Origin of the sequence: Lientehia hominis, assembly GCF_021044755.1 — a bacterium.
Lineage (GTDB): Bacteria > Bacillota > Clostridia > Lachnospirales > Lachnospiraceae > Lientehia > Lientehia hominis.
The window spans coordinates 279,311-303,894 of record NZ_JAJNOR010000001.1 but is presented as its reverse complement, the minus strand read 5'-3'; the positions used below and the strand labels follow the sequence as shown (position 1 = coordinate 303,894).

Here is a 24,584-nt window from a genome sequence, read left to right as displayed (position 1 = left end):
CTATAGGAAGTAATGACGCCAGCCGGCCGATGTCGGCTTTTCGAGTGATACATCAAGGGAGGAATATGTTTTGTTAGAAATCAAGATTAATGAGTCAGAGAGCTCAGCAAAAATTATTGTCATCGGTGTGGGCGGCGCTGGCAATAATGCTGTGAATCGTATGATTGATGAAAATATTTGCGGAGTGGAATTTATCGGTATCAATACGGATAAGCAGGCCTTGCAGCTGTGTAAGGCTCCCACTGCCATTCAGATCGGTGAGAAGCTGACCAAGGGCCTTGGCGCCGGCGCCAAGCCGGAAGTGGGCCAGAAAGCGGCTGAGGAGAGTGCTGAAGATATTTCTTCTGCGATCAAAGGCTCCGACATGGTCTTTGTGACCTGTGGTATGGGCGGAGGCACCGGTACCGGTGCGGCTCCTGTTGTAGCCGGGATTGCCAAGGAGATGGGGATTCTTACCGTCGGAGTTGTCACCAAGCCGTTTAAATTTGAAGGAAAAACACGTATGAACAACGCTTTGACAGGTATTGAGCACCTGAAGGAAAGCGTTGATACTTTGATTGTCATTCCCAATGATAAACTTCTGGAGATTGTAGACAGAAGGACCACGATGCCGGAAGCTCTGAAACGCGCGGACGAGGTGCTTCAGCAGGCTGTCCAGGGCATTACGGACCTGATCAATGTACCTGCGCTGATCAATCTGGATTTTGCTGATATTCAGACAGTTATGATTGACAAAGGCATCGCTCATATCGGCATCGGCAAGGCTAAGGGTGATGACAAGGCGATTGAAGCGGTCAAAGAAGCCGTATCCAGTCCTCTTCTGGAGACTACCATCGAGGGTGCATCCCATGTTATTATCAATATTTCCGGCGATATCGGCCTGATGGAAGCAAACGAAGCGGCCAGCTACGTTCAGGAGCTTGCAGGAGACAATGCCAATATTATCTTCGGCGCCATGTATGACGATACCGTTCAGGATGAAGCGAGTATTACCGTTATTGCCACCGGGCTGGAGACCTTTGAGTCAGAGATTCCTGTGTCACAGCCGGCATCCAGCTTCAGTTCTTATAAATCAGCAGTGAAGCCTGCAGCGTCTTCCGTGTCTCCTTCTGCACCGGTAAAACCTGCATCGGCAGGAGTTTCCATGCCGGAGAGAAGAAGCGTACCGGTGCGCCCTTCGACGACAGGATTCAGCGGCGGCGCTACATATAAAGCCCCGGAGAATAAAGGCATTACGATACCCGATTTTCTTCAGAGGACCAAAAAATAAAAGTTGAAAATAGTAGTTTAATATCTATATAAAAGGATATCTGAAAAGATATCCTTTTTTGTTGTCCTTTAAGTGATCATTTCTTTTAGTTTTAGACATCGGTATTATCCATTCACACCTGCTCCTCCAAGGCAGTGCGTGATTTGTGCAATAAACTGACAGACTGGTTCCTAGAAACAAATGTCCTGCAGTGGGATAATAATGTCATCAAAAGGGCACATGTCCCGACAACATACAGGAGGAATCGGATATGTATATGGATAATAGTTTTGAACAGATACGGAAGTTTGATTCGGAAATTGCCGGATATACGGAGCAGGAGGAGAAAAGGCAGCTGGAGACGCTCTGCCTAATCGCGTCGGAAAATTATGCTTCTCCTGTAACAGTTGGAATGGAGGGAACCGTTTGGGCTAATAAAAACGCGGAAGGATATCCGGGGAGGCGTTTTGCCGGAGGCTGTGAGATCGCTGACCAGGTGGAACGGCTGGCCATTGAGCGCTGTAAGGAGCTGTTTGGCTGCGAATATGTAAACATTCAGAGTATGAGCTCGACTCTTTCCAACGTGGCAGTCCTGAGGGCTATCTTAAAACCCGGGGATACGATTTTATCCATGGAGCTTAATCAAGGCGGTCATTTGAGTCATGGGGCTCGGTTCCACTACAGTGGAAAGACCTATAGTGTCATACAATACGGACTCAACAGGGAGACGGAGACCATTGATATGGAGCAGGTAGAACGCCTGGCAAAAGAACATAAGCCGCAGCTTATCATTTGCGGTACCTCTTCATATCCCAGAAAAGTAGATTATAAGAGATTTGGAGAAATAGCAAAGGAAGTGGGGGCGTACATGATGGCCGATATTGCTCATCCAGTGGGGCTGATCGCGGCAGGAGTGATACCGTCGCCTGTACCCTATGCCGATGTGGTAACCACCTCCACCCATAAGACATTCAGGGGCCCCAGGGGATGCGGTGTCATCATGTGTAAGGAAGCCTTGGGAAAGAAAATCGACCAGCAGATATTCCCAGGCCTTCAAGGGGCGCCGAAAATGGATATGATCGCTTCTAGAGCGGTTCTTTTTAAAGAGTGTATGACAGAGGAGTACCGGAATTATCAGAGTCAGGTGCTGAAAAACGCGGAGGCTCTGGCAGATGAACTGAAAAAGTGCGGACTGCGGCTGGTTTCCGGAGGGACGGAAACCCACCTGGTACTCGTGGATATACGAGAGCTGATCCCCACGGGGCGGGAAGCGGAAGATGTGCTGGGAAGCGTGGGTATCGTGGTCAATAAAAACATGATTCCCTATGATCCTCAGAGCGCAAATCTGGCCAGCGGTATTCGGATTGGAAGCCCGGCTCTCACCACGAGAGGGTTTAAGGAGGAAGACATGAGGGAAACCGCAAGGCTTTTAGCGAAAGCTCTGAAGCATTATGAAGACAAAGAAATCCTTGAAGAGGTCCGAAAAGCCGTCAAGGAAAAAGCGGAGAAATATCCGATGTTCGCGGAGGAATGGAATCCCTGCGATTAGAAGCGGCAGTAAGATTATTTTGAATTCCCATAGAAGAAAACGGCGGGGACATGTTTGGCCTCTGCCGTTTTCTGATATTTGAAGAGGGTATACCCAAGGGTCCCCCTAAATACATGCCTTCCGGGCAGGCGCACTTCGCGCGGCAAGGTATACCTTTGAATACCTTTCTAACAAACTTATCTTAACGAATCAAAGGAGACAGGAGGAAGTCCGCTTCCATCCAGGCGGGTCGCTGGCAGCCGTAACCAGCATCTTTACGGTCTCCGGTCGGTCCTTTCCAACTGACATGGATAAATCGATATTTTTCCATGTCAGATTCCAATAAAAACCTGCATGAAATTCGGTTTTTACCTCCCTGCGGCCGTAAAGATCCTGCTAACGCCTTTGCAACGCTCCCCTTACGATGGAATCGGATCGTTCCTCCTGCTCCTCTTCCCGCACCGAAATAAGCTCTCATTTGTTGTGAAAGCCATTGGAGCGGCCACGGAGGCCTGCTGCCGTAAGGCGTGCGGGCCCTGTGGATATCCGATCCTTTTTTGGAATCAGGAAAATGGCGCATGTCTGAAACGGTGCGGCAGACAGAAAACCGGCAGAATGATTCCGGGCCGGCCTAAAGGTGAGCGCCGCAGGGCAGCGGCCGGTGTTCCCCAGGCAGAGGGAGGCAAAAACGGAAAATCCGATTCCGTTTTTGAGCGAACAGGAGACAGGAAATCATAAAGATTTCCTGTCGACATGTGAGCGGTACTGCCGAAGCGGGGATAAAGCGGCTCCTGCATCGCCAGCGAGCCGAAATCGTGACGGCTCGGAACTTCTGTCGGTGTCTAAACTGGGACAAAAAGTATTTTCTATTATACCCAAGGGCATCCCTTAATACATGCCCTCCGGGCGGGCGCACTTGGTTCGGCAAAGTATTGCTTTATGATAAAGGTTATTTTTGTTAGAATAGAGATATGTTATAATAAAACGAGGTGATTCCATGGGGAAGATACAAAAGCTGGATTGGGGAATGATTGAATGGCTCTATGAGCCTGAAGAAGGGTTCATGGATAACATGAGAGTGGGAATCAGCACAATGCTTCCAGGTACCGTGCAGCCGAGACATATTCACTGCGGGGACGAGCAGCTGATGTATGTCATCAGCGGGCACGGAAGACAGCGGATAGGAGAAGAAGAAAGTGTTCTTGAGAAGGGCTGCATCTATCATATTTCTACCGGAATGGCCCATGAATCCATAAACGATGGAGAAGAACCTATTGTCAAGCTTTTGATTTCCATACCGGCCCTGACGGCGGTGCCGAAGGTGCGGATGAATGAAGCAGAGCGGGTTAGGAAACAGGAGAGCATAGACAAACAAGAGTTTTTAAGGGATACAGTAAAAGAACTATTCCGGAGTATGCTCGCACCTCTTAAAATGCCTCTTGCCATTTTTGATTCGGAACGGAAGCTGGTCTATAAGAGTAAAGATTATCCGGAGTACTGTAAGAATATCTGCCGTATTGATGAGGATTTGGAGAATTGTCCGCTCATTCGGAAAAAGAATTTTTGGTTTCCACCTTATTATGAAGGGGCTTCTGCCTATGTCTGTGAGCACGGTCTTTGGGTTTATGCGCTTCCCATTGTAGCAGACGGAGAATTTTTGGGATATATCAAGGCAGGGCATGTCCGCACCGGAGAGAGAAAAGGAGATGAAACAGAGGAAGGGCTTCCCTATAATGTGCCGGACAGTACGGTGACCGGTATCGTCCAGATCATACATAAATTGTCTGAAGCAATCTGCAATCATTATCAGCTGTGCCAGATGCAGGTGGCGCTCCAGCATAATGTAAGAGTGCTGTCTGACCGGAAAAAAGAGGAAGAAATGCTTCAGGAGTCTTTAAAGACCACTCAGGACCAGGCATTTAACCTGCAGATCAACCAGCATTTTCTGTTCAACACGCTGAATACGATTGCGGGACTTGCGGTGAAAGAGGAGGCGATGCAGACCTATCAGGCGGTGGGAGATCTTTCTCAGCTTCTGCGCTATACGCTGCGTACGAGCAGTTATTTTGTGACATTGGGAGAGGAGATCGAATATCTGAAAAATTATACAAATCTTCAGAGACTGCGGTTCGGAAAGCGGCTGGAGGTAGAATATATGATTTCATCCCTGCTGCTTCAGGAGAAGGTTCCTTTTAATTTTTTACAGCCTGTGGCAGAAAACAGCTTTAAGCATGGGTTTAAAAACAAAAAAGGAAAAATGAAACTTTCCGTCCGGGCGGAACGGGAGGAAAATAGGATCAAACTGACGGTCATTGATAATGGAGAGGGGATAGAAGCAGAAACGCTCAAGGCTCTGCGGGAAAAAATCGAGAACGGCTGTGCCGAACATGGCACAGCCATGGTAGTGCGGAAGCTGGAATCCTTATATGGAGGCAGCTTCGGGTATCAAGTGGATTCTTCTGAAGAAGGGACTGCCGTAGTCATTTATATCCCCATAGAAGAGAGGAGGAATGCTGATGAAACGGGTTTTACTGGCTGATGACGAAAGTGCCCCCAGTGAGATCATCCGGTATTTTATTCGGAAAAACAACCTGCCTCTGGAGGTGGTCGGTGAGACAAAGGATGGAGATGAGACGGTCAAAGCCATATACCGGCTCCGGCCGGACATCGTATTTTTAGATATTGAGATGCCGGGTATGAATGGTCTTCAGGTTATGGAGAAGGTGAACCGAGAATACTCTGGGAACGTGAACTTTATTATCATCACGGCGTTTGATTCCTTTGCATATGTCCAGCAGGCGCTGAGGATGAACGCGAAGGATTTTCTTCTTAAACCGGTCATGTACGAGCAGTTCTGCGAGACCATGAAACGGGTGGTCGGATATAAGTATTCCGACAATCCTTCCTTTAATCAATTGCTGGAGTTCATAGATGTTCATTACGCGGAGGATATCCGTTTGGCAGACTGTGCGAAGGCGCTGTCCATGAGTAAAAGTAATGTAGCGCGTTTTTTTAAAAAATATTTGGACACTAATTTTACAGCTTACTATAATGAGGTAAGGATGAGAAGGGCCAGAGAATTTCTGGAGCAAGGATATTCCATCAAAGAGGCAGCCGATATGGCCGGCTACAACAATTTGAATTATTTTTATCGGATATTTAAAAATCAATATGATATGACGCCGAAAGAGTATATAGAACACGGTCTTTAGAAATATTCACGGCCCTGAGAGTATCGGAAGATACTTTCAGGGCTTTTTTTTCATAGAAAAGTGCGCCCTGGTGCGAAAAGAGTCGATGAAAAATGCTGTCTGGCCCCTTATTTTTGACAGATTCTGCAGAAAGAAACCACTATAATAGAACCTGTGAAAATTAAATTATACATAGACGTGCTGTTTGCAGTAAATGTTTGGATGAATGCAGGACTTCTGTTATTTACGGGGATGTGGTTCAAATACAGTAAAAAAGGGCTGAAGCTGCTTTTAGGAGCGGCGGCAGGGGGAGTTTGGTCCTGTGTGCTCGTACTTCTTCCGCCTTTTCCGAGATGGGCGGAGCTTCTGATCACCTATGGACTGATTGGCCCTTTCATGTGCAGGATAGCATTTGGACTTAAGGGATGGCGTATATTGGGAAAAGCTTCTGCCGGACTGGCTGTGGTTTCCATATTTACGGGAGGTTTCCTGAATCAGCTGTATTACCATACGGGAATGGGATATGTCGTGCGGGAGCTTCTGATAGGCAGAGAAGCCTATGGTGGGAGCCTGCTGGTGCTTTTTTTTCTGGCTGTGTTTGCTTTTTTCGTTGGAAAGGAGGTTCTTGCCTTTGCGGGAAGCCTGCGCAGGGAGAGAACCGGGCTTTGCCGGGTAGTACTTTGCCGTAAGGAGAAAAGAGTGGAAGTTACAGCTCTTGTGGATACAGGAAACCGTCTGTATGAGCCGACGACCGGGCTTCCGGTTTCCATTGGAGAAGAGGAACTTCTGCGGCCATTATTTCCGGAACCGGAGGAAGAGAGCGGCTTTTTTTTAATCCCCTACAGCTCTATTGGAGGAAGTGGATTCCTGAAAGGGAAGCTTTTGGATGCCCTGGTCGTGAGAGGGGAAGAAAGAGCTTCTGGGCACCGGACAGAAGGACCGGTCATGGTGGCCCTTAAGGAAGGAAGCGTATCCCGGGATGGAAGCTATCAGTTGATTCTGCACGGCGATTTTGCCGGATTTACAGCGTGTGAAAGGAAGAGGAGGAAGAGTCATGGTCATCAAAGTATCGGTTCCCAGCAGGTTTCAACTGAAAATCATCTCCAGCATGAGGAGCCTTTTATTTTCGAAGAAGAACGAGGTTCATTACATAGGGGGAAGCGATGTGCTTCCTGCCCCGCTTTCACCGGAATCGGAAGCAATGATGATCGCGAGGCTGGGAACAGAAGAGGAGAAGGAAGCGAAAGCAGCTCTGATAGAGCACAATTTGAGGCTGGTTGTATACATAGCGAAAAAATTTGACAATACCGGTGTTGGAGTCGAGGATCTAATATCCATCGGTACCATCGGCCTCATTAAAGCGATCAATACATTCAACCGCGGCAAGAACATCAAGCTGGCGACCTATGCTTCCAGATGTATCGAAAATGAGATTTTGATGTATCTGAGGAGAAATAGCAAGACCAGATTGGAAATTTCCATTGACGAACCTCTGAATGTGGACTGGGACGGCAATGAATTGCTTTTGTCTGACATACTGGGGACAGAAGAGGACGTTATCTCAAAAGGGATTGAAGACGAGGTGGAGAAATCACTTTTGAACCTGGCCATAGAAAAGCTCAATGAAAGAGAGCGAAAGATCGTCTCTCTCCGGTTTGGGCTCAACACGGTCGACGGCAATGAGATGACCCAGAAAGAAGTGGCCGACCTGCTGGGCATATCCCAATCCTATATTTCCCGGCTGGAAAAGAAAATCATCCACCAGTTAAAAAAAGAAATTGTACGATTTGAATAAATATGGTATAATCGTAAAGGCATTTTGTGCTTGGTGGGAATTGGAAATTTTCGATTGACTCAGGAGGAAGCAGTTCAATATGAAAACACATGCAATATGGAAAAGGACGGCGGCATGTATCGCGGCGGCTTGTATGGTACTCAGCCTGGCAGCCTGTGGCTCCAAGGATGGAAATAGTATAGGAAGCGGCAGAGAAGTATATCAGGAATATGTCATCGGTATCATGGATGCCAACTATCTTGGGCAGTATGATAAGTATATAGAGATAACGGGCTCCGACCAGGAACAGGCTCAGAATATCTATGAAGCGAATACACAGGATTTTGCGGTGGCTATTGAAGAGGCGCTTTCCATTAAGTCCGATGTGGTCAGCATATCCTTGACTGAGCGGCTTGTACAGGTGGCTAAGACTATTTACGGTCAGGCGAAGTATGAAGCGGTGGATGTGGTCCGAAACGGAGATATTTATACGGTCACGGTGGAGATAGAACCGGTGGATTTCTTCGGAACGGTGCGGCAGCCTTTTCAATCAGCAGTTGACAGCTTTAATAACCGGGCAAAAAACGGAGAATTCGATGAATACAGCGACACAGAATATGAAGAAGCATATGGTGAGGCTGTCACGGAGGCCCTGGAAGAAAGTGTATCAGCTGTGACCTATGGGACGAAGATTACTGTAGATGTAACACTGGATTATGATAAAGAAAATAATCTGTATGTCATAAGTGATGAGCAGATGGAAGCTCTGGATGGAAAAGTTGTGAATATGTCCAGATGATGGCTAAAAAGGAAAACCAGACGGTCGGCGAAAGAACAGCTGTCCGTCTGATTTTTTATTTTTTATTAATTTTATAGACGAAAATCGTCTTATAAGCCTTAGTATGTGTTTATAAACCTGAGGAAAAAGCTTGTATCTTCTCATATCGCCGTATAAGTTTGTCTTGTAGAGTTTTGGTGATTTTAAGAGAAAAAATCGCAACGATTGTCCTCTATTTCACACCATGGATAAGAGATTGAAAACGATAAAAAGTAATCAAAACAGGTATCTACCGTCAAATAAATAAAATCCTGTATCAACCAGCAATACGATAGCAATGATTACCAATATGGTATAGAGAATATAGGTAATAGGCTTTATTTTTTTCTCTTTCAGCTTATCAACAAATGCAACCAACTTATCCAGAAGATTTAAGCTGTTGGCAGCATAGACGATCAGTGCCATAAACTGACTGACTATAAACCAAATCATCAAGAGCAACGTTGCAGTCAGAAAGTTCCCTGCCTCACCGCCCAAGAGGATAACGGCATAATAAGTGGGATCGGTAAAACAAGAGATTGCAAATACAAATCCGGTGCTTAGGGACTTGATCCAAGTCCCATCAACAGCCTTTTTCTCCTTTTCCTCTTTTTTATTGTGAACACCAAAAAGTTTTCTCAGCACCCACACCAGAATAAAAACGGATACCGCAAATTCCAAAACTGCCCAAAATGGGCTATTGTCCCCAGGCACCATGTTTTTGAGAATATCCACTGCCGCAGTCCCAAAGATGGCGGAAAGTACGGCTCCGATCAGAACGCTGAATCCCGCATATGAGAGGAAGAACAGCGTAATATTTGACTTCTTTTCTTGCCGCAGTCCCATGGACAAAAGGTAGACTGCTGTAAAGGGATCAACGCCTAAAATGCCTAATCCGATTGTATTGATTATTTTGTGTGTCATCATTGTCCCCCTTGCAGTGTCTCAATTTTATTGCGAAACAATATCAGATATTTTTCCATTAAACGCAATATCTCTTGGTGCTCATTATCTGTCATTTCCTCAAAAACTTCGTTTTCCGCCTGTTCGATGGGTAATATCTTTTCCCTCACAAGTGTGTCACCTTTAGCTGTCAAATAGATCTTTAATTCTCGCCCGACACCTGCTTGAAATTCAATCAATCCATCTTGATTGAGTTTTTTTACCGATGAATTCACGGTCTGCTTATTTGAGAATGTGTACTTGTAAATTTCTGTCTGCGTACAGCCATTTCCTAATACGAGAATTGCCTGCAAAATCGCATAAGCACTATCGGAAAGTCCCTGCATTGCAGCAATCTCGTGATAAAACTCATCAATCGCATTATTCAAGCGGTCAAACTCTTGCAGAACGGGATGTTTTTCAAACCTCATAGTTACTCTCCCTTAAGTATGAAATCATACTTAATATTGTAGTACGATTTCATACTTGCGTCAATGCCTTTCAGAATCGTTTTATATCGCCACAGGAAACCTGGGCACCAAACCAGTAAAAATCATCATTGTTTTAAGCAGCTTGGTCTACGAGAAATCAGTGTTCGCAGGGACTTTCAAAATTCACAACTTTTCAATAGCCAAAAAATTGTTAAATCCGCCTTCCAGCTCTTGTCACTGCGTCGAGGCAAACTTTTGTCCGTTATGAAACCTTCAGAGCGGCCTCTGCATCGCCGGCGGACTGAAAACATGACGGCCGGAAACTTCTGCCGGAGCTTGAAGGGAGACATCCAAAATGATTCCAAAAGCCTTTATTAATCAATGTTTTTCATGTTTGTCAAGGCCTTTTTGATACCTTTCTATTTCCTTTTTTTTACGATAAAGTATCAGTATAAATCCAGGAAAAACCGTGCATCATTCTATATAGAATGATGATGCGGAGGTAAAGGTATGGCTGTATACAAGGTAGAAATCTGCGGGGTCAATACTTCCCAGCTTCCTCTTCTCAAAGCAGAAGAGAAGGAGGAGCTGTTCAAGAGGATCAAGGCAGGTGATAAGGAGGCCAGGGAACGTTACATTAAGGGGAATCTGAGGCTTGTTCTCAGCGTCATTCAACGTTTTTCCGGTAATAATGAGAACATTGACGACCTGTTTCAGATTGGCTGTATTGGGCTCATGAAAGCAATCGATAATTTCAATCCAGATATGATGGTGAAATTTTCGACCTATGCGGTTCCGATGATCGTGGGCGAGGTACGCCGTTACCTCCGGGATTCCGGGAGCTCCATCCGGGTGAGCCGTTCTCTGAGGGATACAGCATATAAAGCGATTTATGCCAGAGAGGCATTGATGAAGAAAAATTCCAAGGAGCCGACGATCATGGAGATTGCTGAAGAGGTGGGAATGAGCCGGGAAGAAGTGGTATATGCTCTGGATGCTATCCAAAGTCCGGTAAGTCTTTATGAGCCAATCTACACAGACGGAGGCGATACCCTCTATGTCATGGACCAGATCAGTGATAAAAAAAACAAAGAAGAAAAATGGGTGGAACAGATTTCTTTAAATGAAGCGCTGAACCGCCTTCCGGAGAGAGAACGCCATATCATTGAATTGAGGTTTTATGAAGGAAAAACACAGATGGAAGTAGCCAAAGAAATCGCGATTTCCCAGGCACAGGTCAGCCGTCTGGAAAAGAACGCACTGCGTATCATGAAGAATTATCTGAGTTCCTGAGGTATGGAGGTTATTCTTCGCTTGTTTTTGGAAAGCCGTCCCGTCATATGGTTAGTCTCACTGTTCAGAAAGCTGGCACGCCTGATGGAGTCTTCACCGAATTTTTTTCGGATTTCATCGATGGCGGAGTCCAGCTTTTCCATTTTATCGATTTTTCCGGAATCGAACAGATTGTACTGCCGGTAAGAAGCTTCCGTGATATGGCTGGCCTGGACACCGAGCAGGCGGATGGGCGTACCGTCCCACATTTCGCTGAAAAGAGAGGTGACGACAGAAAAGACCTCACCTGTCACATTGGTAGTCACGGGCAGAATCCTCTGGTGGGTATGACTTACAAACTCACAATCTGTGATTCTGACAGAAACACAGGATGCGCGAAGGCCGTCATGGCGCAGCCTTGTACATACAGTCTCACAGAGGGAGAGCAAGATATTTTTAGCCTCATCGGCGGATTCCACATCATGGGGGAGGGTAGTGGAATTACCTACCTCTTTGTCTTTGGAAGCCGGAGAAAGCATCTGGCCGTCATCGAGACCATGGGCGTAACGAAAAAGGGTCTCTCCATGTTTTTTAAGATGAGCTTTTATAGTGGCGGGATTGCTGGCTGCCAGATCTCCAATGGTGTGAATGCCGAGCTTTCTTAAAGTCGCTTCGGCAGAGCGGCCTACCATATATAGTTCCCGGATGTCAAGAGGCCACATTTTTTCCGCGATTTCTTCCGGAAACAAAGTGTGGACTTTGTCCGGCTTTTCAAAATCGCTGGCCATCTTAGCGAGCAGCCTGTTTTCAGAAATACCGATATTGACCGTGAAACCCAGCTCCTCTTTGATGGTCTGCCGGATGGATTCGGCAGCGGATACGGGACTGTCATACAGAAGCCCAGTTCCGGTCATATCCATAAAAGCTTCGTCGATGGAAAACGGTTCCACCAATGGAGAATAACGTTTGAGGATATCCAGAAATGCCCGAGAATTCGTATCGTAGAGTTCAAAATCCGGCGGGACCAGTTTTAGATTGGGACATTTTTTTACGGCAGAAGCTACCGGTTCACCGGTTCGGATACCGCAGGCCCTGGCGAGAGGAGATTTGGCCAGGATGATACCGTGCCGCTTTTCCTGGTCGCCGCCTATGGCAGAAGCGATAAGACGCAGATCCTGAGCATTTCCGTTCTTCAGTTCACGAACAGCGGTCCAGCTTAAATATGCAGAATTGACATCAATATGAAAATAGAGAGGCATATTCATGGTTGCAGACGTCTCCTTTCCAATATCTTCGCGTCTGTCCCCTGTCTGTCGACGCTGTGAAAACAGTATATCACAAACAGAAAAGAAAATCAAACGTATGTTCTGTACAACGCCTAAAAATTCTTGTGTAAATGGAACTCCTATGGTATGATAGAGACCATCGGAGGATTCGGATTTATGGGAAAAGCACTTTATATTGCGGAAAAACCCAGCGTGGCCCAGGAGTTTGCGAAAGCGCTGAAGGTTAGTGCCAAACGGGGAGACGGCTATCTGGAATCAGAAGAAGCTGTGGTCACATGGTGCGTAGGTCATCTGGTCACGATGAGTTATCCGGAAGAATATGACATAAAATACAAACGGTGGAGCCTGGAGACTCTGCCGTTTATTCCTGATGCTTTTAAATATGAAGTGATCGGGAATGTGAAAAAACAGTTTCAGATTGTTAAAGGTCTCCTGAACCGGAAGGACGTGGATACGATCTATGTCTGTACTGACTCCGGACGGGAAGGAGAGTATATCTACCGCCTGGTGGAGCAGATGGCCGGTGTACACGGAAAGACAAGGCGGAGGGTCTGGATTGACTCTCAGACGGAAGAAGAAATACGAAAGGGAATCCAGACGGCAAAGGATCTGAGTGACTATGACAATCTGGCCGCGTCTGCGTATCTGAGGGCGAAGGAAGACTATCTCATGGGAATCAATTTTTCCCGTCTGCTGACTTTGAAATACGGGAATGTGATTTCTAACTGTATGAGATCGGACCGGACGGTGGTCAGCGTGGGCCGGGTGATGACCTGTGTGCTGGGGATGACGGTACGCAGAGAAAGGGAGATCAGAAGCTTTGTCAAAACTCCGTTCTTTCGTGTTCTGGCCTCAGTATCCTGTGACGGCAAAGCATTTGATGCAGAATGGCGTGCGGTGGAGGGAAGCCGGTATTTCGCCTCTCCCTTCCTGTATAAGGACAATGGATTTCTGGAACGGAAAAAGGCGGAAGAGCTGATCGCGCATCTGAGTGAAGAACAGCCGGTCACAGCCACTTTGCTTTCCATAGAAAAAAAGAAGGAGAAAAAGAACCCTCCTTTGTTATACAATCTGGCGGAGCTTCAGAATACCTGCTCCAGGCGTTTTAAGCTGAGTCCGGACGAAACGCTTAAGGTAGTACAGGAGCTCTATGAGAAAAAACTGGTGACATATCCCAGGACGGATGCCCGTGTGCTGTCTACAGCCGTCGCAAAAGAAATACATAAAAATATCCGGGGGCTCCAGTCCATTCCGGGAGTGGCGGGATTTGCGGAGCATATTCTGGAGACCGGAAGTTATAAAGGAATCGCCCGGACAAGATATGTGAACGACAAGCAGATCACCGACCATTACGCGATTATCCCCACAGGACAAGGCATCGGAGGGCTGAGAAGTATGCCGGCCGTATCGGTGAAAGTATATGAGGCCATCGTGCGGAGATTTCTCAGTGTGTTTTATCCTGCCGCCGTCTATCAAAAATTTGGATTGGAACTTGTCATCCGGGAAGAGCATTTTTTTGCTAATTTCCGGGTACTTTTGGAGAAAGGGTACCTGGAGGTGACCGGATACCCCCAGAGTACAAAATCAAAGGAAGAAAAGAAAGACAATCCGGATTCTTCTGGGCAGGAGGAATCAAGAGAAGAGGAAGCCGGGAAAAAAGACGGGGATGTACAGGAAGCAGATATCAATGATCCGGAGTTTTTGGAAGCGGTGAAAAAACTCGCGAAGGGAAACAAGTTCCCGGTAGAAGAGCTGACCGTTAAGGAAGGGGAGACATCGCCGCCGAAGAGATATACATCTGGAACCATGATCCTGGCCATGGAAAATGCAGGACAGCTGATCGAGGACGAAGAACTGCGGGCTCAGATAAAGGGGAGCGGTATCGGTACCAGTGCGACCAGGGCTGAGATATTAAAGAAGCTGGTGAACAACAAGTATCTTTCTTTAAATAAAAAGACGCAGGTGATTACACCGACTCTTTTGGGAGAGGTGATACACGATACCGTTTACATGTCCATCCGTCCTCTTTTAAACCCGGATTTGACTGCCAGCTGGGAAAAGGGCCTGACCTATGTGGCCGACGGCGATATAACCGAGGAGGCATATATGGAGAAGCTCAAGGATTTCGTGACCAGAAGGACGGAAAATGTGATGCGGCTCAATAACAGTGTCATGGTGAGGGATTGCTACAGCCGGATTGAGGGATACTATAAAAAAGATAACAGCGGGAGCGGCCGAAGCAGGGCCGGGCGGACACAGGGACGGAAAAAGTCCGAGTCTAAAACAACACAGGCAAAGTAAGAAAGTGTGGATGACAATGTGGAAAGAATGTATGAAATCATACAGAAAATATGAAGAGATAATCAATTATCTTATCGTAGGAGTCCTGACGACAGCGGTAAGCCTTGCTATATATTATGGATGCGTATTTACATTTCTGGATCCGGAAAACGGCCTGCAGCTCCAGGCGGCCAATGTACTGTCCTGGATTGGTGCGGTGGCGTTTGCTTATGTGACCAACCGGCGTTTTGTCTTTAAGAGCCAAAATGAGAACAAGGCTTCCGAAGCGGCACGCTTTGTCACGTCCAGGCTGACGACGCTTCTGATGGATATGGCTGTCATGTATATCCTGGTCACGCTTCTTCATGGCAATGATAAGATTGCGAAGCTTGTGAGCCAGGTGGTGGTCATGATAGGAAATTATGTGTTCAGCAAGCTGTTTGTATTCCAGAAGAAATGATACAGTGCGGCAGAGGGAGAGAACAGATGGACTATCGAAGGCTTTTTGAAGAGAAAAACAGGCTGACCTATGATGCGGGGGACGAAGAACGGCAGGCAGCCATGGAGCAGGGGATACGGCGGGCGGTGGAAGGCCAGGAGAATCCGCAGCCAAGGATCCATGATATGATGAAAAAGTCCTTTGTAGCCTGCAGCGAAGCGGATAAGACCCTGACTTTGGCCTATGAGGTGGAGGAGTGGGAGTTGAACGCCGGTGGCACCATGCATGGTGGAATGATCGCCGCAGCCATGGATACCACCTGCGGTATGACTGCCCGCTATTTGAGCGGCAGTCTGAACGCGGCCACTGTTTCCATGACAGTCAGTTATCTGCGGCCGGTCCCGGCGGGTGAACGGCTCCTTGTGACGGCGAAGGCCGTGCGGATCGGACGGAGTCTCGCGAATCTGACTGCGGAAGCGGTCAATTCAAAAAACGGGAAGACAGCGGCCCTGGCAACGGCGGTATTCAGGATTAGGAAATAAGTATTTTACAAAATGGATTTATGTGGTATGATAGAAAAAATTGGAGATACTGTAAAAGTATAAGATACGGTATTATCGAAATTACGAATCAGCAGGAGGCTTTTATGGAAAACGAGACAAAAAACTTTATCGAGCAGATAATTGATAAGGATCTGGCAGATGGATATTATGACCATGTGCAGACGAGATTTCCACCGGAGCCAAACGGCTACCTCCATATCGGACATGCCAAATCGATTCTTTTGAATTATGGCCTGGCAAAGAAATATAACGGGAAATTCAACCTACGTTTTGATGATACCAACCCTACAAAGGAAAAAAGTGAATTTGTGGAATCCATAAAAGAGGACGTAGCATGGCTGGGGGCGGACTGGGAAGACCGTCTTTTGTTTGCTTCGGACTATTTTGATATCATGTATGAATGTGCTGTAAAACTGATCAAAAAAGGAAAAGCTTTCGTCTGTGATCTGACAGCTGATCAGATTCGTGAATACAGGGGAACTTTGACGGAGCCGGGCAAGGACAGCCCATATAGAAACAGGACAGAAGAAGAGAACCTGGAGCTGTTTGAAAATATGAAGAACGGCCTGTATGCCGATGGAGAAAAGGTGCTCCGTGCCAAGATTGATATGGCTTCTCCCAATATCAACATGCGTGATCCGGTCATTTACCGGGTGGCACATATGAATCATCACAATACAGGAGATAAATGGTGTATTTATCCCATGTATGATTTTGCACATCCGATCGAAGATGCAGTGGAGCGTATCACCCATTCCATCTGTACGCTGGAATTTGAGGATCACAGACCCTTATACGACTGGGTGGTGAGGGAATGTGAATTTGACCATCCGCCCAAGCAGATTGAATTTGCGAAGCTGTATTTGAAAAACGTTGTTACTGGTAAGCGTTATATCAAAAAGCTGGTGGAAGACGGAATCGTAGATGGCTGGGACGACCCGAGGCTTGTGTCTATCAGCGGCTTGAGAAGACGCGGATATACACCGGAGTCCATCCGCAGATTTGTGGAAATGGCGGGGGTGTCCAAGAGCAATAGCGTTTGTGAGATGCCTATGCTGGAGTATTGCATCCGGGAGGATTTGAAATTAAAGAAAGCAAGGATGATGGCGGTGCTGCATCCGCTGAAGCTCATCGTTGACAACTACCCGGAGGACCAGGTAGAATATATGGAGGTTCAGAATAATCAGGAGAACCCCGAGCTGGGAGTGAGAACGGTGCCTTTCTGCAGGGAGCTTTATATTGAGCGGGAAGATTTTATGGAAGTTCCGGTGAAGAAATATTTCCGGCTGTTCCCCGGTAATGAGGTTCGTCTGATGAACGGATATTTTGTAACGTGTACCGGGGTGCTTAAGGATGAAGAAGGAAACGTCACTGAGGTTCACTGTACCTATGATCCAGAGACGAGAAGCGGCAGCGGTTTCACAGGAAGAAAAGTGAAGGGCACGATTCACTGGGTATCTGCCCGGCATGCGGTGAAAGCGGAGGTCCGGCTCTATGAGAATATTGTGGATGAAGAAAAGGGTGTTTATAATGAAGAGGATGGCAGTCTGAACCTGAATCCCAATTCTTTGATAGTGCTTAAAGACTGTTATCTAGAGCCGGGACTTGCTGGTGCAGAGGCTCCGGAGAGCTTTCAGTTCGTGAGAAACGGATATTTCTGTGTGGACAGCAAAGATTCAGAGCCGGGACATCTGGTATTCAACCGGATCGTATCCTTGAAGAGTTCATTCAAAATTGAAAAATGAGAATTTATCGATAAAATAAAAAGTATGCCGCAGGACACAAGGTGTTTTGCGGCATGTTTCGCATAAAGGAGGAGGCCTGCCATGGCAGAGGCAGAAAAGCGCCTGGTATTCACAGGTGACAGCATCACCGACTGCGACAGACTCTTTGATGACCGTCCGGGGGAGCTGGGATTCGGATATGTAAGAATGATCTATGAGCAATTGTCCTGCCATGAGGAGATATGTGTATACAATCGGGGACACAATGGTTTTACGGCAATTCAAATGCTCGGCCGGTGGAAGGAGGACTGTATCAGCCTGAAGCCGGATGTGCTGACCGTCCTGGTGGGCATCAATGACCTGTATATGCATATAGGAGGTGCGGGAGGCTGTGGAGCGGAGGGATTCGGAGCCCATCTGGAAAAGCTGCTTCTGGAGACCAGAGAGCATACGGATGCTGAGATCATACTAATGGAGCCGTTTGTATTCCCAAAGCCTATGGAGTATTTGACTTGGAAGGAGCCGCTTGGAAGGTTCCGCAGTCAGGTCAGGCGTCTCTCTCAAGTTTATGATACTGGATTTGTCCCACTTTGGGATGTTTTTTCTGAGGCGCAGAAACACTATGGAGCAGAGGCACTGACAACGGACGGCATTCATTTAAAGGAGAAAGGCCACGCGGTCTTAGCAGCCGCCTGGCTTATGGCATATAAAGATGGAGAAGACGAACCATGAAAGGAAAAAAAGATGTATGAACTGACCGTTCCCTTAAATGATTCGGGGGACAGACCTCTTTATGAACAGATATATGTGTATATAAAAAGACAGATTAAACAGGGCAACTTGCCGGCAAAGACGAAACTTCCTTCTACTAGGAAACTGGCGGAGCATCTGGGAGTCAGCAGAAGTACTACGCAGATGGCCTATGACCAGCTTTTGTCTGAGGGCTACCTGGAAGCGGAGCCGTACCGGGGATACTACGTGTCAGAACTGGAAGCATTGTTCGACCTGGGCGGACAGACGGTGCCGGGTGGGGAGAGAGAACAGGAGAAAGATAGGAAGTGGATCTGTGATTTTTCCCTGCGGGGAATTGACTTGGAGAGTTTCCCATATGGAATCTGGAGGCGGCTGTCTAAGAATATATTAAACGGAGATAATAAAGAACTGTTTTCTGCGGGAGAGAATAAAGGAGATCTTAAACTCAGGCAGGCAATCTGCACGTATCTATACGGGGCAAGAGGGGTGACCTGCCGGCCGGAACAGCTGATTGTCGGAGCAGGGAACGAATATCTGCTTATGCTCTTGAACCAGCTGTTTGGAAATCAGAATGTTATCGCCATGGAGACCCCCACCTACCGGCAGGCATACCGGGTATTTGACCGACTGGGACATCTTGTGGTCCCAGTGGAGATGGACGAGAACGGGATGGATATCAGGAAGCTGGCTGTGTCAGGCGCGGACATAGCCTATGTGATGCCGTCCCATCAGTTCCCGACGGGGATCGTCATGCCCATCCGCAGACGCATGGAGCTTTTGTCATGGGCCGCTGAAAAGGAAGGACGGTATATCATTGAGGATGACTATGACAGTGAATTCCGCTATCGGGGAAAGCCGATTCCCTCCCTGCAGAGCGCGGATACGGCCGGACGCGTTATCTACCTTGGCACATTTTCGAGGGCGGTCGCTCCGGCTATCCGTGTCAGCTATATGATGCTTCCGACGCCTCTCCTGGAACAATATGAAGGGACGTGCAGCTTCTATGCCTCCACAGTGTCTAGGATCGATCAGCGGATTCTGGCGGAATTTATTGAAAATGGTTATTATGAGCGGCATCTGAACAAGATGAGGGGAATTTACAAAGCGAAGCATGATGCCCTCCTCACGGCACTTTTGCCTCTGGCAAAGGAATATTCCATCAGCGGAGAGCATGCCGGAATTCATATACTGTTAAAAAGCGTGCGGGGGGTATCAGAGGAGCGTCTGGTCTCCCTGGCGGAGGAGGCCGGAGTGCGGGTATACGGGTTGTCAGAATTTGGTATCGGAGACGGAAATTCGCCACAGGAAATCCAAAAAGACAGATCCGGGACCGTGCTGCTGGGATATGCAAATCTTAGCAGGGAGGAAATAGAAAAAGGCGCGGATTTACTTTGCCGCGCCTTTAGTGAATAAAATCTGTTTGGCTGCCGTCAGTCTTCTTTTTCTTCCCGGCTGTCGCTTTCCTCTGCTTCTTCGCTGTCTTCTTCTTTTGAACTGTGGGAGAGGGGAACGTAATTCCTTGAGAGAGTATCCTCGCCGCAGTCATCGCAGCAGCAGAAATCGTCTTCCTCAAAATCTCTGTTTTCCGAATCTTTTATGGCGCTGTTTTTTACAAGCTTTGCAATGAGGATGGCTGCGCCGCCGGCTATGGCAGAAATCGCCAGAACCTTTCCTAAAATGCCTTTACGCATGGCACAAACTCCTTTCTATTATAAAGAAAATAATTTTGTATTATTGTAATCCTTTTTTGGCCGGATGAAAAGGGCTATTTTCATTTCTTTATAGAAAATTTCGTTTTGATGGATTCTGGCGAATCAGAAGGTCCCAAAAACAGAGAAGATATTGATAAAATTATAGAAAAAACAAAATAGGTGAAGAAAACAAGAGAAAAGTGGAGATAATAGAGAAAAATTCACTGAAATAGCCGATAAACGGACGTTGCATTTTGACCTTAAATTATATAATATAATACCAGTCGGTTAGCACTCGATTAGAGTGAGTGCTAATAATTAGATAGGAGGAATCGTAATGAAATTAGTACCTTTAGGCGACAGAGTCGTATTAAAACAGGTTGAAGCTGAAGAAACCACAAAATCAGGGATTGTGCTGCCCGGAGCGGCAAAGGAAAAACCCCAGCAGGCTGAAGTGATCGCTGTGGGTCCTGGAACAGAAGAAGTAAAAATGGAAGTTGCCGTAGGCGACAAAGTCATCTATTCCAAATATGCCGGAACTGAGGTTAAGCTGGGAGAAGATGAGTATATCGTAGTGAAGCAGAACGACATTTTAGCAATTGTAAAGTAATATAACAGCGAAAAGGAGATTGAGAAGCTATGGCAAAAGAAATCAAATATGGTGCTGAAGCAAGAGCAGCACTGGAATCTGGCGTGAATCAGCTGGCAGATACAGTAAGAGTGACATTGGGACCGAAGGGAAGAAATGTCGTTCTGGATAAATCCTTCGGAACTCCCCTGATCACCAATGACGGTGTGACCATCGCAAAAGAAATTGAATTGGCAGACGCGTTTGAGAACATGGGCGCACAGCTCATCAAGGAAGTGGCTTCCAAGACGAACGACGTGGCCGGCGACGGTACGACGACTGCAACAGTATTGGCTCAGGCCATGGTACATGAGGGCGTAAAGAACCTGGCGGCGGGTGCGAACCCCATTATCCTGAGAAAAGGTATGAAAAAAGCGACCGATAAGGCTGTGGAAGCGATTGCGGAAATGAGCGAGCCTATCAGCGGCAAGAACCAGATCGCAAGGGTTGCGGCAATTTCTGCTGGTGAAGACAGCGTAGGCGAGATGGTAGCTGACGCTATGGAGAAGGTTTCTAAGGATGGCGTTATTACCATTGAAGAATCAAAGACCATGAAAACAGAGCTGGATCTGGTCGAAGGTATGCAGTTCGACAGAGGCTATATTTCAGCTTATATGTGCACAGATATGGAAAAAATGTGTGCAGAGCTTGACAATCCGTATGTATTGATCACCGATAAGAAGATCAGCAATATTCAGGAGATTCTTCCTCTTCTGGAGCAGATCGTACAGAGCGGCTCCAAGCTGCTGATCATCGCAGAGGATATCGAGGGTGAAGCTCTGACCACTTTGATCGTAAATAAACTGAGAGGAACCTTCAGCGTTGTAGGAGTAAAGGCTCCCGGCTATGGCGACAGAAGGAAGGAAATGCTTAAGGATATCGCTATCCTGACGGGCGGCACCGTAATCTCTGAAGAAGTCGGATTGGATCTGAAGGAAGCTACCATCGATCAGCTGGGCCGTGCGAAGTCTGTAAAGGTTCAGAAGGAAAGCACCATCATCGTGGACGGCGAGGGCAAGAGCGAAGATATCAAAGCCAGAATCGGCCAGATTAAGTCCCAGATTGAGGAGACGACCTCAGAGTTTGATAAAGAAAAATTACAAGAGCGCCTTGCCAAGTTATCCGGCGGCGTGGCGGTCATCCGTGTTGGAGCGGCGACCGAGACTGAGATGAAAGAAGCGAAGCTGCGTATGGAAGATGCTCTTGCGGCTACCAAGGCGGCTGTGGAGGAAGGCATTATTGCAGGCGGCGGTTCTGCATACATCCATGCTGCAAAAGAAGTTGAAAAGATGGTAGGTACTATGGAAGGTGACGAGAAGACAGGCGCTAAGATCGTACTGAAGGCCCTGGAAGCTCCTTTGTATCATATTGCTGCCAATGCAGGACTGGAAGGCTCTGTAATCGTAAATAAAGTAAAAGAAGCGGCAGCAGGCCATGGCTTCGACGCTTTGAAGGAAGAATATGTAGAAATGATTCCTGCCGGCATCGTAGATCCTGCCAAGGTTACGAGAAGCGCGCTGCAGAATGCTACAAGCGTTGCAGCTACGCTGCTGACCACGGAATCTGTAGTGGCGAATATCAAGGAAGACGCTCCGGCAATGCCCGCAGGCGCTCCCGGAATGGGAATGATGTAATTGTTCGGCTGGAAATTCAACTGAACATCAGAATTTTAAGTGATAAATGCAGAGGGACCGGTCTGTTTCAGACTGGTCCTTTTTTGTATTAAAAGATTGCAAAACCTTGTCGAATTTGTTTGACACCGACGGACATTTTTGGTAGAGTATTATATTAAATAAGATGAGCTTTTGAGCATGTGAGGAAGAAAGGAGAAATAAACATGGGCAAAATAATCGGTGAGGGAATTACCTTTGATGATGTGCTGTTGGTACCGGCATATTCCGAGGTAACACCGAATCAGGTGGATTTATCGACCCATCTGACTAAGAAGATCAAATTGAACATTCCGATGATGAGTGCCGGGATGGACACAGTTACAGAGCACAGGATGGCAATCGCCATGGCGAGACAGGGAGGTATCGGCATTATCCATAAGAACATGTCGGTAGAGGCCCAGGCCGAGGAAGTGGACAAGGTTAAACGCTCTGAGAATGGTGTCATCACCGACCCTTTTTATTTATCTCCTGAACATACACTGGCGGATGCCAATGAGCTGATGGGCAAGTTCCGGATTTCCGGTGTCCCCATTACAGAAGGACGCAGGCTGGTGGGCATCATAACGAACCGTGACCTTAAGTTTGAGACAGATTTTACGAAGAAGATCAAAGATTCCATGACATCGGAAGGGCTGATTACCGCACCTGAGGGAATCACGCTGGAAGAGGCGAAAAAGATTTTGGCGAAGGCCAGAAAAGAGAAGCTTCCCATTGTGGATAAAGACTTCAATCTGAAGGGCCTGATCACCATTAAGGATATAGAAAAACAGATTAAATATCCGCAGTCCGCGAAGGACGACCAGGGACGCCTGCTGTGCGGGGCTGCCGTGGGAATCACAGCGAACCTTCTGGAGCGCGTCGGAGCACTGGTCAAGGCAAAGGTAGATTGTGTGGTAGTGGATTCTGCCCATGGACATTCCGCCAATATTCTCAATGCCGTCCGTGATATCAAAGCGAATTATCCGGAGCTTCAGGTTGTCGCTGGAAATGTGGCTACAGGCGCGGCGACCAGGGCTTTGATCGAGGCTGGTGTGGATGCGGTGAAAGTAGGAATCGGACCTGGTTCCATCTGCACGACCAGAGTGGTCGCGGGCATTGGCGTACCTCAGATCACAGCCATCATGGACTGTTATGGGGCAGCAAAGGAATTTGGAATTCCAATCGTGGCGGACGGAGGCATCAAGTACTCCGGAGATATGACAAAGGCAATCGCTGCGGGCGGAAGCGTCTGCATGATGGGCAGCATTTTTGCCGGTTGTGATGAAAGCCCCGGGACATTTGAACTGTTCCAGGGAAGAAAATATAAAGTATATCGTGGTATGGGTTCCATCGCGGCGATGGAAAACGGGAGCAAGGACCGGTATTTCCAGACAGGTGCGAAAAAGCTTGTGCCGGAAGGCGTGGAAGGTCGAGTGGCCTATAAGGGAACGGTAGAGGATACGGTGTTCCAGCTGATAGGCGGCATCCGGTCCGGTATGGGCTACTGCGGAGCGAAGGATATCCCTTCTTTGATGGAAAAAGCGGAATTTGTAAAGATTTCGGCCGCATCACTGAAAGAAAGTCATCCTCATGATATTCATATTACCAAAGAGGCGCCCAATTACAGCGTAGACGAATAACGGGATAGGACCGCTGCCGGATATCACCGGCAGCGGTTTTTTAGACGATGATACTAAATACTTTTTGGAATCATTTATAGTTAGCTCCGATCAAGCTTAAGTTCAGCACCGGCAGAAGTTCCGGACCGTCACGATTTCGGTTCGCTGGCGATGCAGGGGCCGCTTTATCTCCGCTTTGGCAGTACCGCTCACATGTCGACAGGAAATCTTTATGATTTCCTGTCTCCTGTTCGCTCAGAAACGGAATCGGTATTTCCGTTTCTGCCTCCCTCCTCCTGGAGAACACCGGCCGCTGCCCTGCAGCGCTCACCTTTAGGCCGGCCCGGAATCTCACTGCCGGCGCCCTGCCTGCCGCGCTGTACCGGACAAATTTCATTTCTTAGATTCCAGAAAAGGATCGGATATCCGCAGGGCCCGCGCGCCTTAGGGCAGCGGGCCGCGGTGAGCCGCCCCAATAGCTTTCACAACAAACAAAAGCTTATTTCGGTGCGGGAAGAGGAGCAGGAGGAACGATCCGATTCCATCGTAAGGGGAGCGCCGCAAGGGCGTTGGCAGGATCTTCCCGGCCGAAGGGAGGCAAAAATCGCATATCATGCAGATTTTTGTTGGAATCTGACATGGAAAAATATCGATTTATCCATGTCAGTTGGAAAAGACCGACTGAAGGCCGCAAAGATGCTGGTTACGGCTGCCAGCGACCCGCCTGAATGGAAGCGGACTTCCT

The 24,584-nt window shown here is 47.5% G+C and carries 22 protein-coding genes and 1 pseudogene; 18 read left to right on the top strand and 5 right to left on the bottom strand.

The annotated features are described in order from the left end of the window. The first annotated feature begins 70 nt into the window (after nucleotides 1-70). The 8 genes and pseudogenes from ftsZ to LQE92_RS01340 all read left to right on the top strand — a co-directional run bounded on the left by ftsZ (nucleotide 71) and on the right by LQE92_RS01340 (nucleotide 8,541). Entirely contained in the window at nucleotides 71-1,270 is a 1,200-nt protein-coding gene (ftsZ, locus tag LQE92_RS01375) for a cell division protein FtsZ (RefSeq protein WP_231061220.1), read from the top strand. Between the two features lie 250 nt (nucleotides 1,271-1,520). Beyond that, complete coding sequence (locus LQE92_RS01370) at nucleotides 1,521-2,798, top strand: serine hydroxymethyltransferase (RefSeq protein WP_331001208.1); 1,278 nt, start codon at nucleotides 1,521-1,523, stop codon at nucleotides 2,796-2,798. A 616-nt stretch (nucleotides 2,799-3,414) separates the two neighbouring features. Continuing rightward, entirely contained in the window at nucleotides 3,415-3,669 is a 255-nt protein-coding gene (locus tag LQE92_RS01365) for a hypothetical protein (RefSeq protein WP_231061219.1), read from the top strand. Between the two features lie 105 nt (nucleotides 3,670-3,774). Then, a complete protein-coding gene (locus LQE92_RS01360) occupies nucleotides 3,775-5,316 on the top strand; it encodes a histidine kinase (RefSeq protein WP_231061218.1) in 1,542 nt (513 codons plus the stop codon). Further along, the gene (locus LQE92_RS01355; protein ID WP_231061217.1) at nucleotides 5,294-5,989 is read left to right on the top strand and encodes a response regulator transcription factor; all 696 of its coding nucleotides are present in this window, start codon (nucleotides 5,294-5,296) and stop codon (nucleotides 5,987-5,989) included. The genes LQE92_RS01360 and LQE92_RS01355 overlap by 23 nt, the downstream gene beginning before the upstream one ends. A gap of 153 nt (nucleotides 5,990-6,142) precedes the next feature. Further along, nucleotides 6,143-6,964 (top strand): annotated as a pseudogene (locus LQE92_RS01350) (sigma-E processing peptidase SpoIIGA); the annotation flags it as partial. A gap of 58 nt (nucleotides 6,965-7,022) precedes the next feature. Further along, the gene (sigE, locus tag LQE92_RS01345; protein WP_231061216.1) at nucleotides 7,023-7,763 is read left to right on the top strand and encodes an RNA polymerase sporulation sigma factor SigE; all 741 of its coding nucleotides are present in this window, start codon (nucleotides 7,023-7,025) and stop codon (nucleotides 7,761-7,763) included. A 79-nt stretch (nucleotides 7,764-7,842) separates the two neighbouring features. After that, nucleotides 7,843-8,541 carry a hypothetical protein gene (locus LQE92_RS01340; RefSeq protein ID WP_231061215.1) on the top strand — a complete coding sequence of 233 codons (699 nt, stop codon included), beginning with the start codon at nucleotides 7,843-7,845 and terminating at the stop codon, nucleotides 8,539-8,541. A gap of 255 nt (nucleotides 8,542-8,796) precedes the next feature. On the opposite strand, the gene LQE92_RS01335 is transcribed toward LQE92_RS01340, so the two are convergent. Together LQE92_RS01335 and LQE92_RS01330 are read right to left on the bottom strand one after the other, a co-directional pair. Next, nucleotides 8,797-9,486, bottom strand: coding sequence for a hypothetical protein (locus tag LQE92_RS01335; RefSeq protein WP_231061214.1), 690 nt, complete (start codon nucleotides 9,484-9,486; stop codon nucleotides 8,797-8,799). Continuing rightward, nucleotides 9,483-9,932, bottom strand: a complete 450-nt coding sequence (locus LQE92_RS01330) for a MarR family winged helix-turn-helix transcriptional regulator (protein WP_231061213.1) — start codon at nucleotides 9,930-9,932, stop codon at nucleotides 9,483-9,485. The genes LQE92_RS01335 and LQE92_RS01330 overlap by 4 nt, the downstream gene beginning before the upstream one ends. 510 nt (nucleotides 9,933-10,442) lie before the next feature. Here LQE92_RS01330 and sigG point away from each other — a divergent pair. Continuing rightward, on the top strand, nucleotides 10,443-11,225 hold the full coding sequence (gene sigG / locus LQE92_RS01325) for an RNA polymerase sporulation sigma factor SigG (RefSeq protein WP_231061212.1): 783 nt from the start codon (nucleotides 10,443-10,445) through the stop codon (nucleotides 11,223-11,225). Here the strand turns inward: sigG and LQE92_RS01320 are convergent. Then, a complete protein-coding gene (locus LQE92_RS01320; RefSeq protein ID WP_231061211.1) occupies nucleotides 11,210-12,469 on the bottom strand; it encodes a Y-family DNA polymerase in 1,260 nt (419 codons plus the stop codon). The two genes, sigG and LQE92_RS01320, sit on opposite strands and share 16 nt — an antisense overlap. Before the next feature lie 177 nt (nucleotides 12,470-12,646). On the opposite strand from LQE92_RS01320, the gene LQE92_RS01315 reads away from it, so the two are divergent. From LQE92_RS01315 to pdxR, 6 genes are all read left to right on the top strand, one after another. After that, the gene (locus LQE92_RS01315) at nucleotides 12,647-14,791 is read left to right on the top strand and encodes a DNA topoisomerase (RefSeq protein WP_231061210.1); all 2,145 of its coding nucleotides are present in this window, start codon (nucleotides 12,647-12,649) and stop codon (nucleotides 14,789-14,791) included. 31 nt (nucleotides 14,792-14,822) lie between these two features. Continuing rightward, nucleotides 14,823-15,230 (top strand): GtrA family protein, encoded by a 408-nt coding sequence (locus LQE92_RS01310; protein WP_231061209.1) that lies wholly within the window; start codon nucleotides 14,823-14,825, stop codon nucleotides 15,228-15,230. 26 nt (nucleotides 15,231-15,256) lie between these two features. Then, on the top strand, nucleotides 15,257-15,751 hold the full coding sequence (locus tag LQE92_RS01305; RefSeq protein WP_231061208.1) for a PaaI family thioesterase: 495 nt from the start codon (nucleotides 15,257-15,259) through the stop codon (nucleotides 15,749-15,751). Nucleotides 15,752-15,855: 104 nt separating this feature from the next. Then, nucleotides 15,856-17,517 (top strand): glutamine--tRNA ligase/YqeY domain fusion protein, encoded by a 1,662-nt coding sequence (locus LQE92_RS01300; RefSeq protein ID WP_231061207.1) that lies wholly within the window; start codon nucleotides 15,856-15,858, stop codon nucleotides 17,515-17,517. An 81-nt stretch (nucleotides 17,518-17,598) separates the two neighbouring features. Then, entirely contained in the window at nucleotides 17,599-18,228 is a 630-nt protein-coding gene (locus LQE92_RS01295; RefSeq protein ID WP_231061206.1) for an SGNH/GDSL hydrolase family protein, read from the top strand. Nucleotides 18,229-18,240: 12 nt separating this feature from the next. Continuing rightward, nucleotides 18,241-19,662, top strand: a complete 1,422-nt coding sequence (gene pdxR / locus LQE92_RS01290; RefSeq protein WP_231061205.1) for a MocR-like pyridoxine biosynthesis transcription factor PdxR — start codon at nucleotides 18,241-18,243, stop codon at nucleotides 19,660-19,662. Between the two features lie 17 nt (nucleotides 19,663-19,679). Here pdxR and LQE92_RS01285 read toward each other — a convergent pair whose 3' ends face one another. After that, entirely contained in the window at nucleotides 19,680-19,940 is a 261-nt protein-coding gene (locus LQE92_RS01285) for a hypothetical protein (RefSeq protein ID WP_231061204.1), read from the bottom strand. A gap of 337 nt (nucleotides 19,941-20,277) precedes the next feature. Between LQE92_RS01285 and LQE92_RS01280 the strand changes: the two genes are divergently transcribed. From LQE92_RS01280 to guaB, 3 genes are all read left to right on the top strand, one after another. Further along, a complete protein-coding gene (locus tag LQE92_RS01280; protein WP_147595667.1) occupies nucleotides 20,278-20,550 on the top strand; it encodes a co-chaperone GroES in 273 nt (90 codons plus the stop codon). A 29-nt stretch (nucleotides 20,551-20,579) separates the two neighbouring features. After that, nucleotides 20,580-22,202 (top strand): chaperonin GroEL, encoded by a 1,623-nt coding sequence (gene groL / locus LQE92_RS01275; protein WP_231061203.1) that lies wholly within the window; start codon nucleotides 20,580-20,582, stop codon nucleotides 22,200-22,202. A 203-nt stretch (nucleotides 22,203-22,405) separates the two neighbouring features. Beyond that, on the top strand, nucleotides 22,406-23,860 hold the full coding sequence (guaB, locus tag LQE92_RS01270; protein ID WP_231061202.1) for an IMP dehydrogenase: 1,455 nt from the start codon (nucleotides 22,406-22,408) through the stop codon (nucleotides 23,858-23,860). Nucleotides 23,861-23,930: 70 nt separating this feature from the next. Here guaB and LQE92_RS01265 read toward each other — a convergent pair whose 3' ends face one another. Beyond that, nucleotides 23,931-24,236, bottom strand: a complete 306-nt coding sequence (locus LQE92_RS01265) for a hypothetical protein (RefSeq protein WP_231061201.1) — start codon at nucleotides 24,234-24,236, stop codon at nucleotides 23,931-23,933. Nucleotides 24,237-24,584 lie beyond the last annotated feature (348 nt).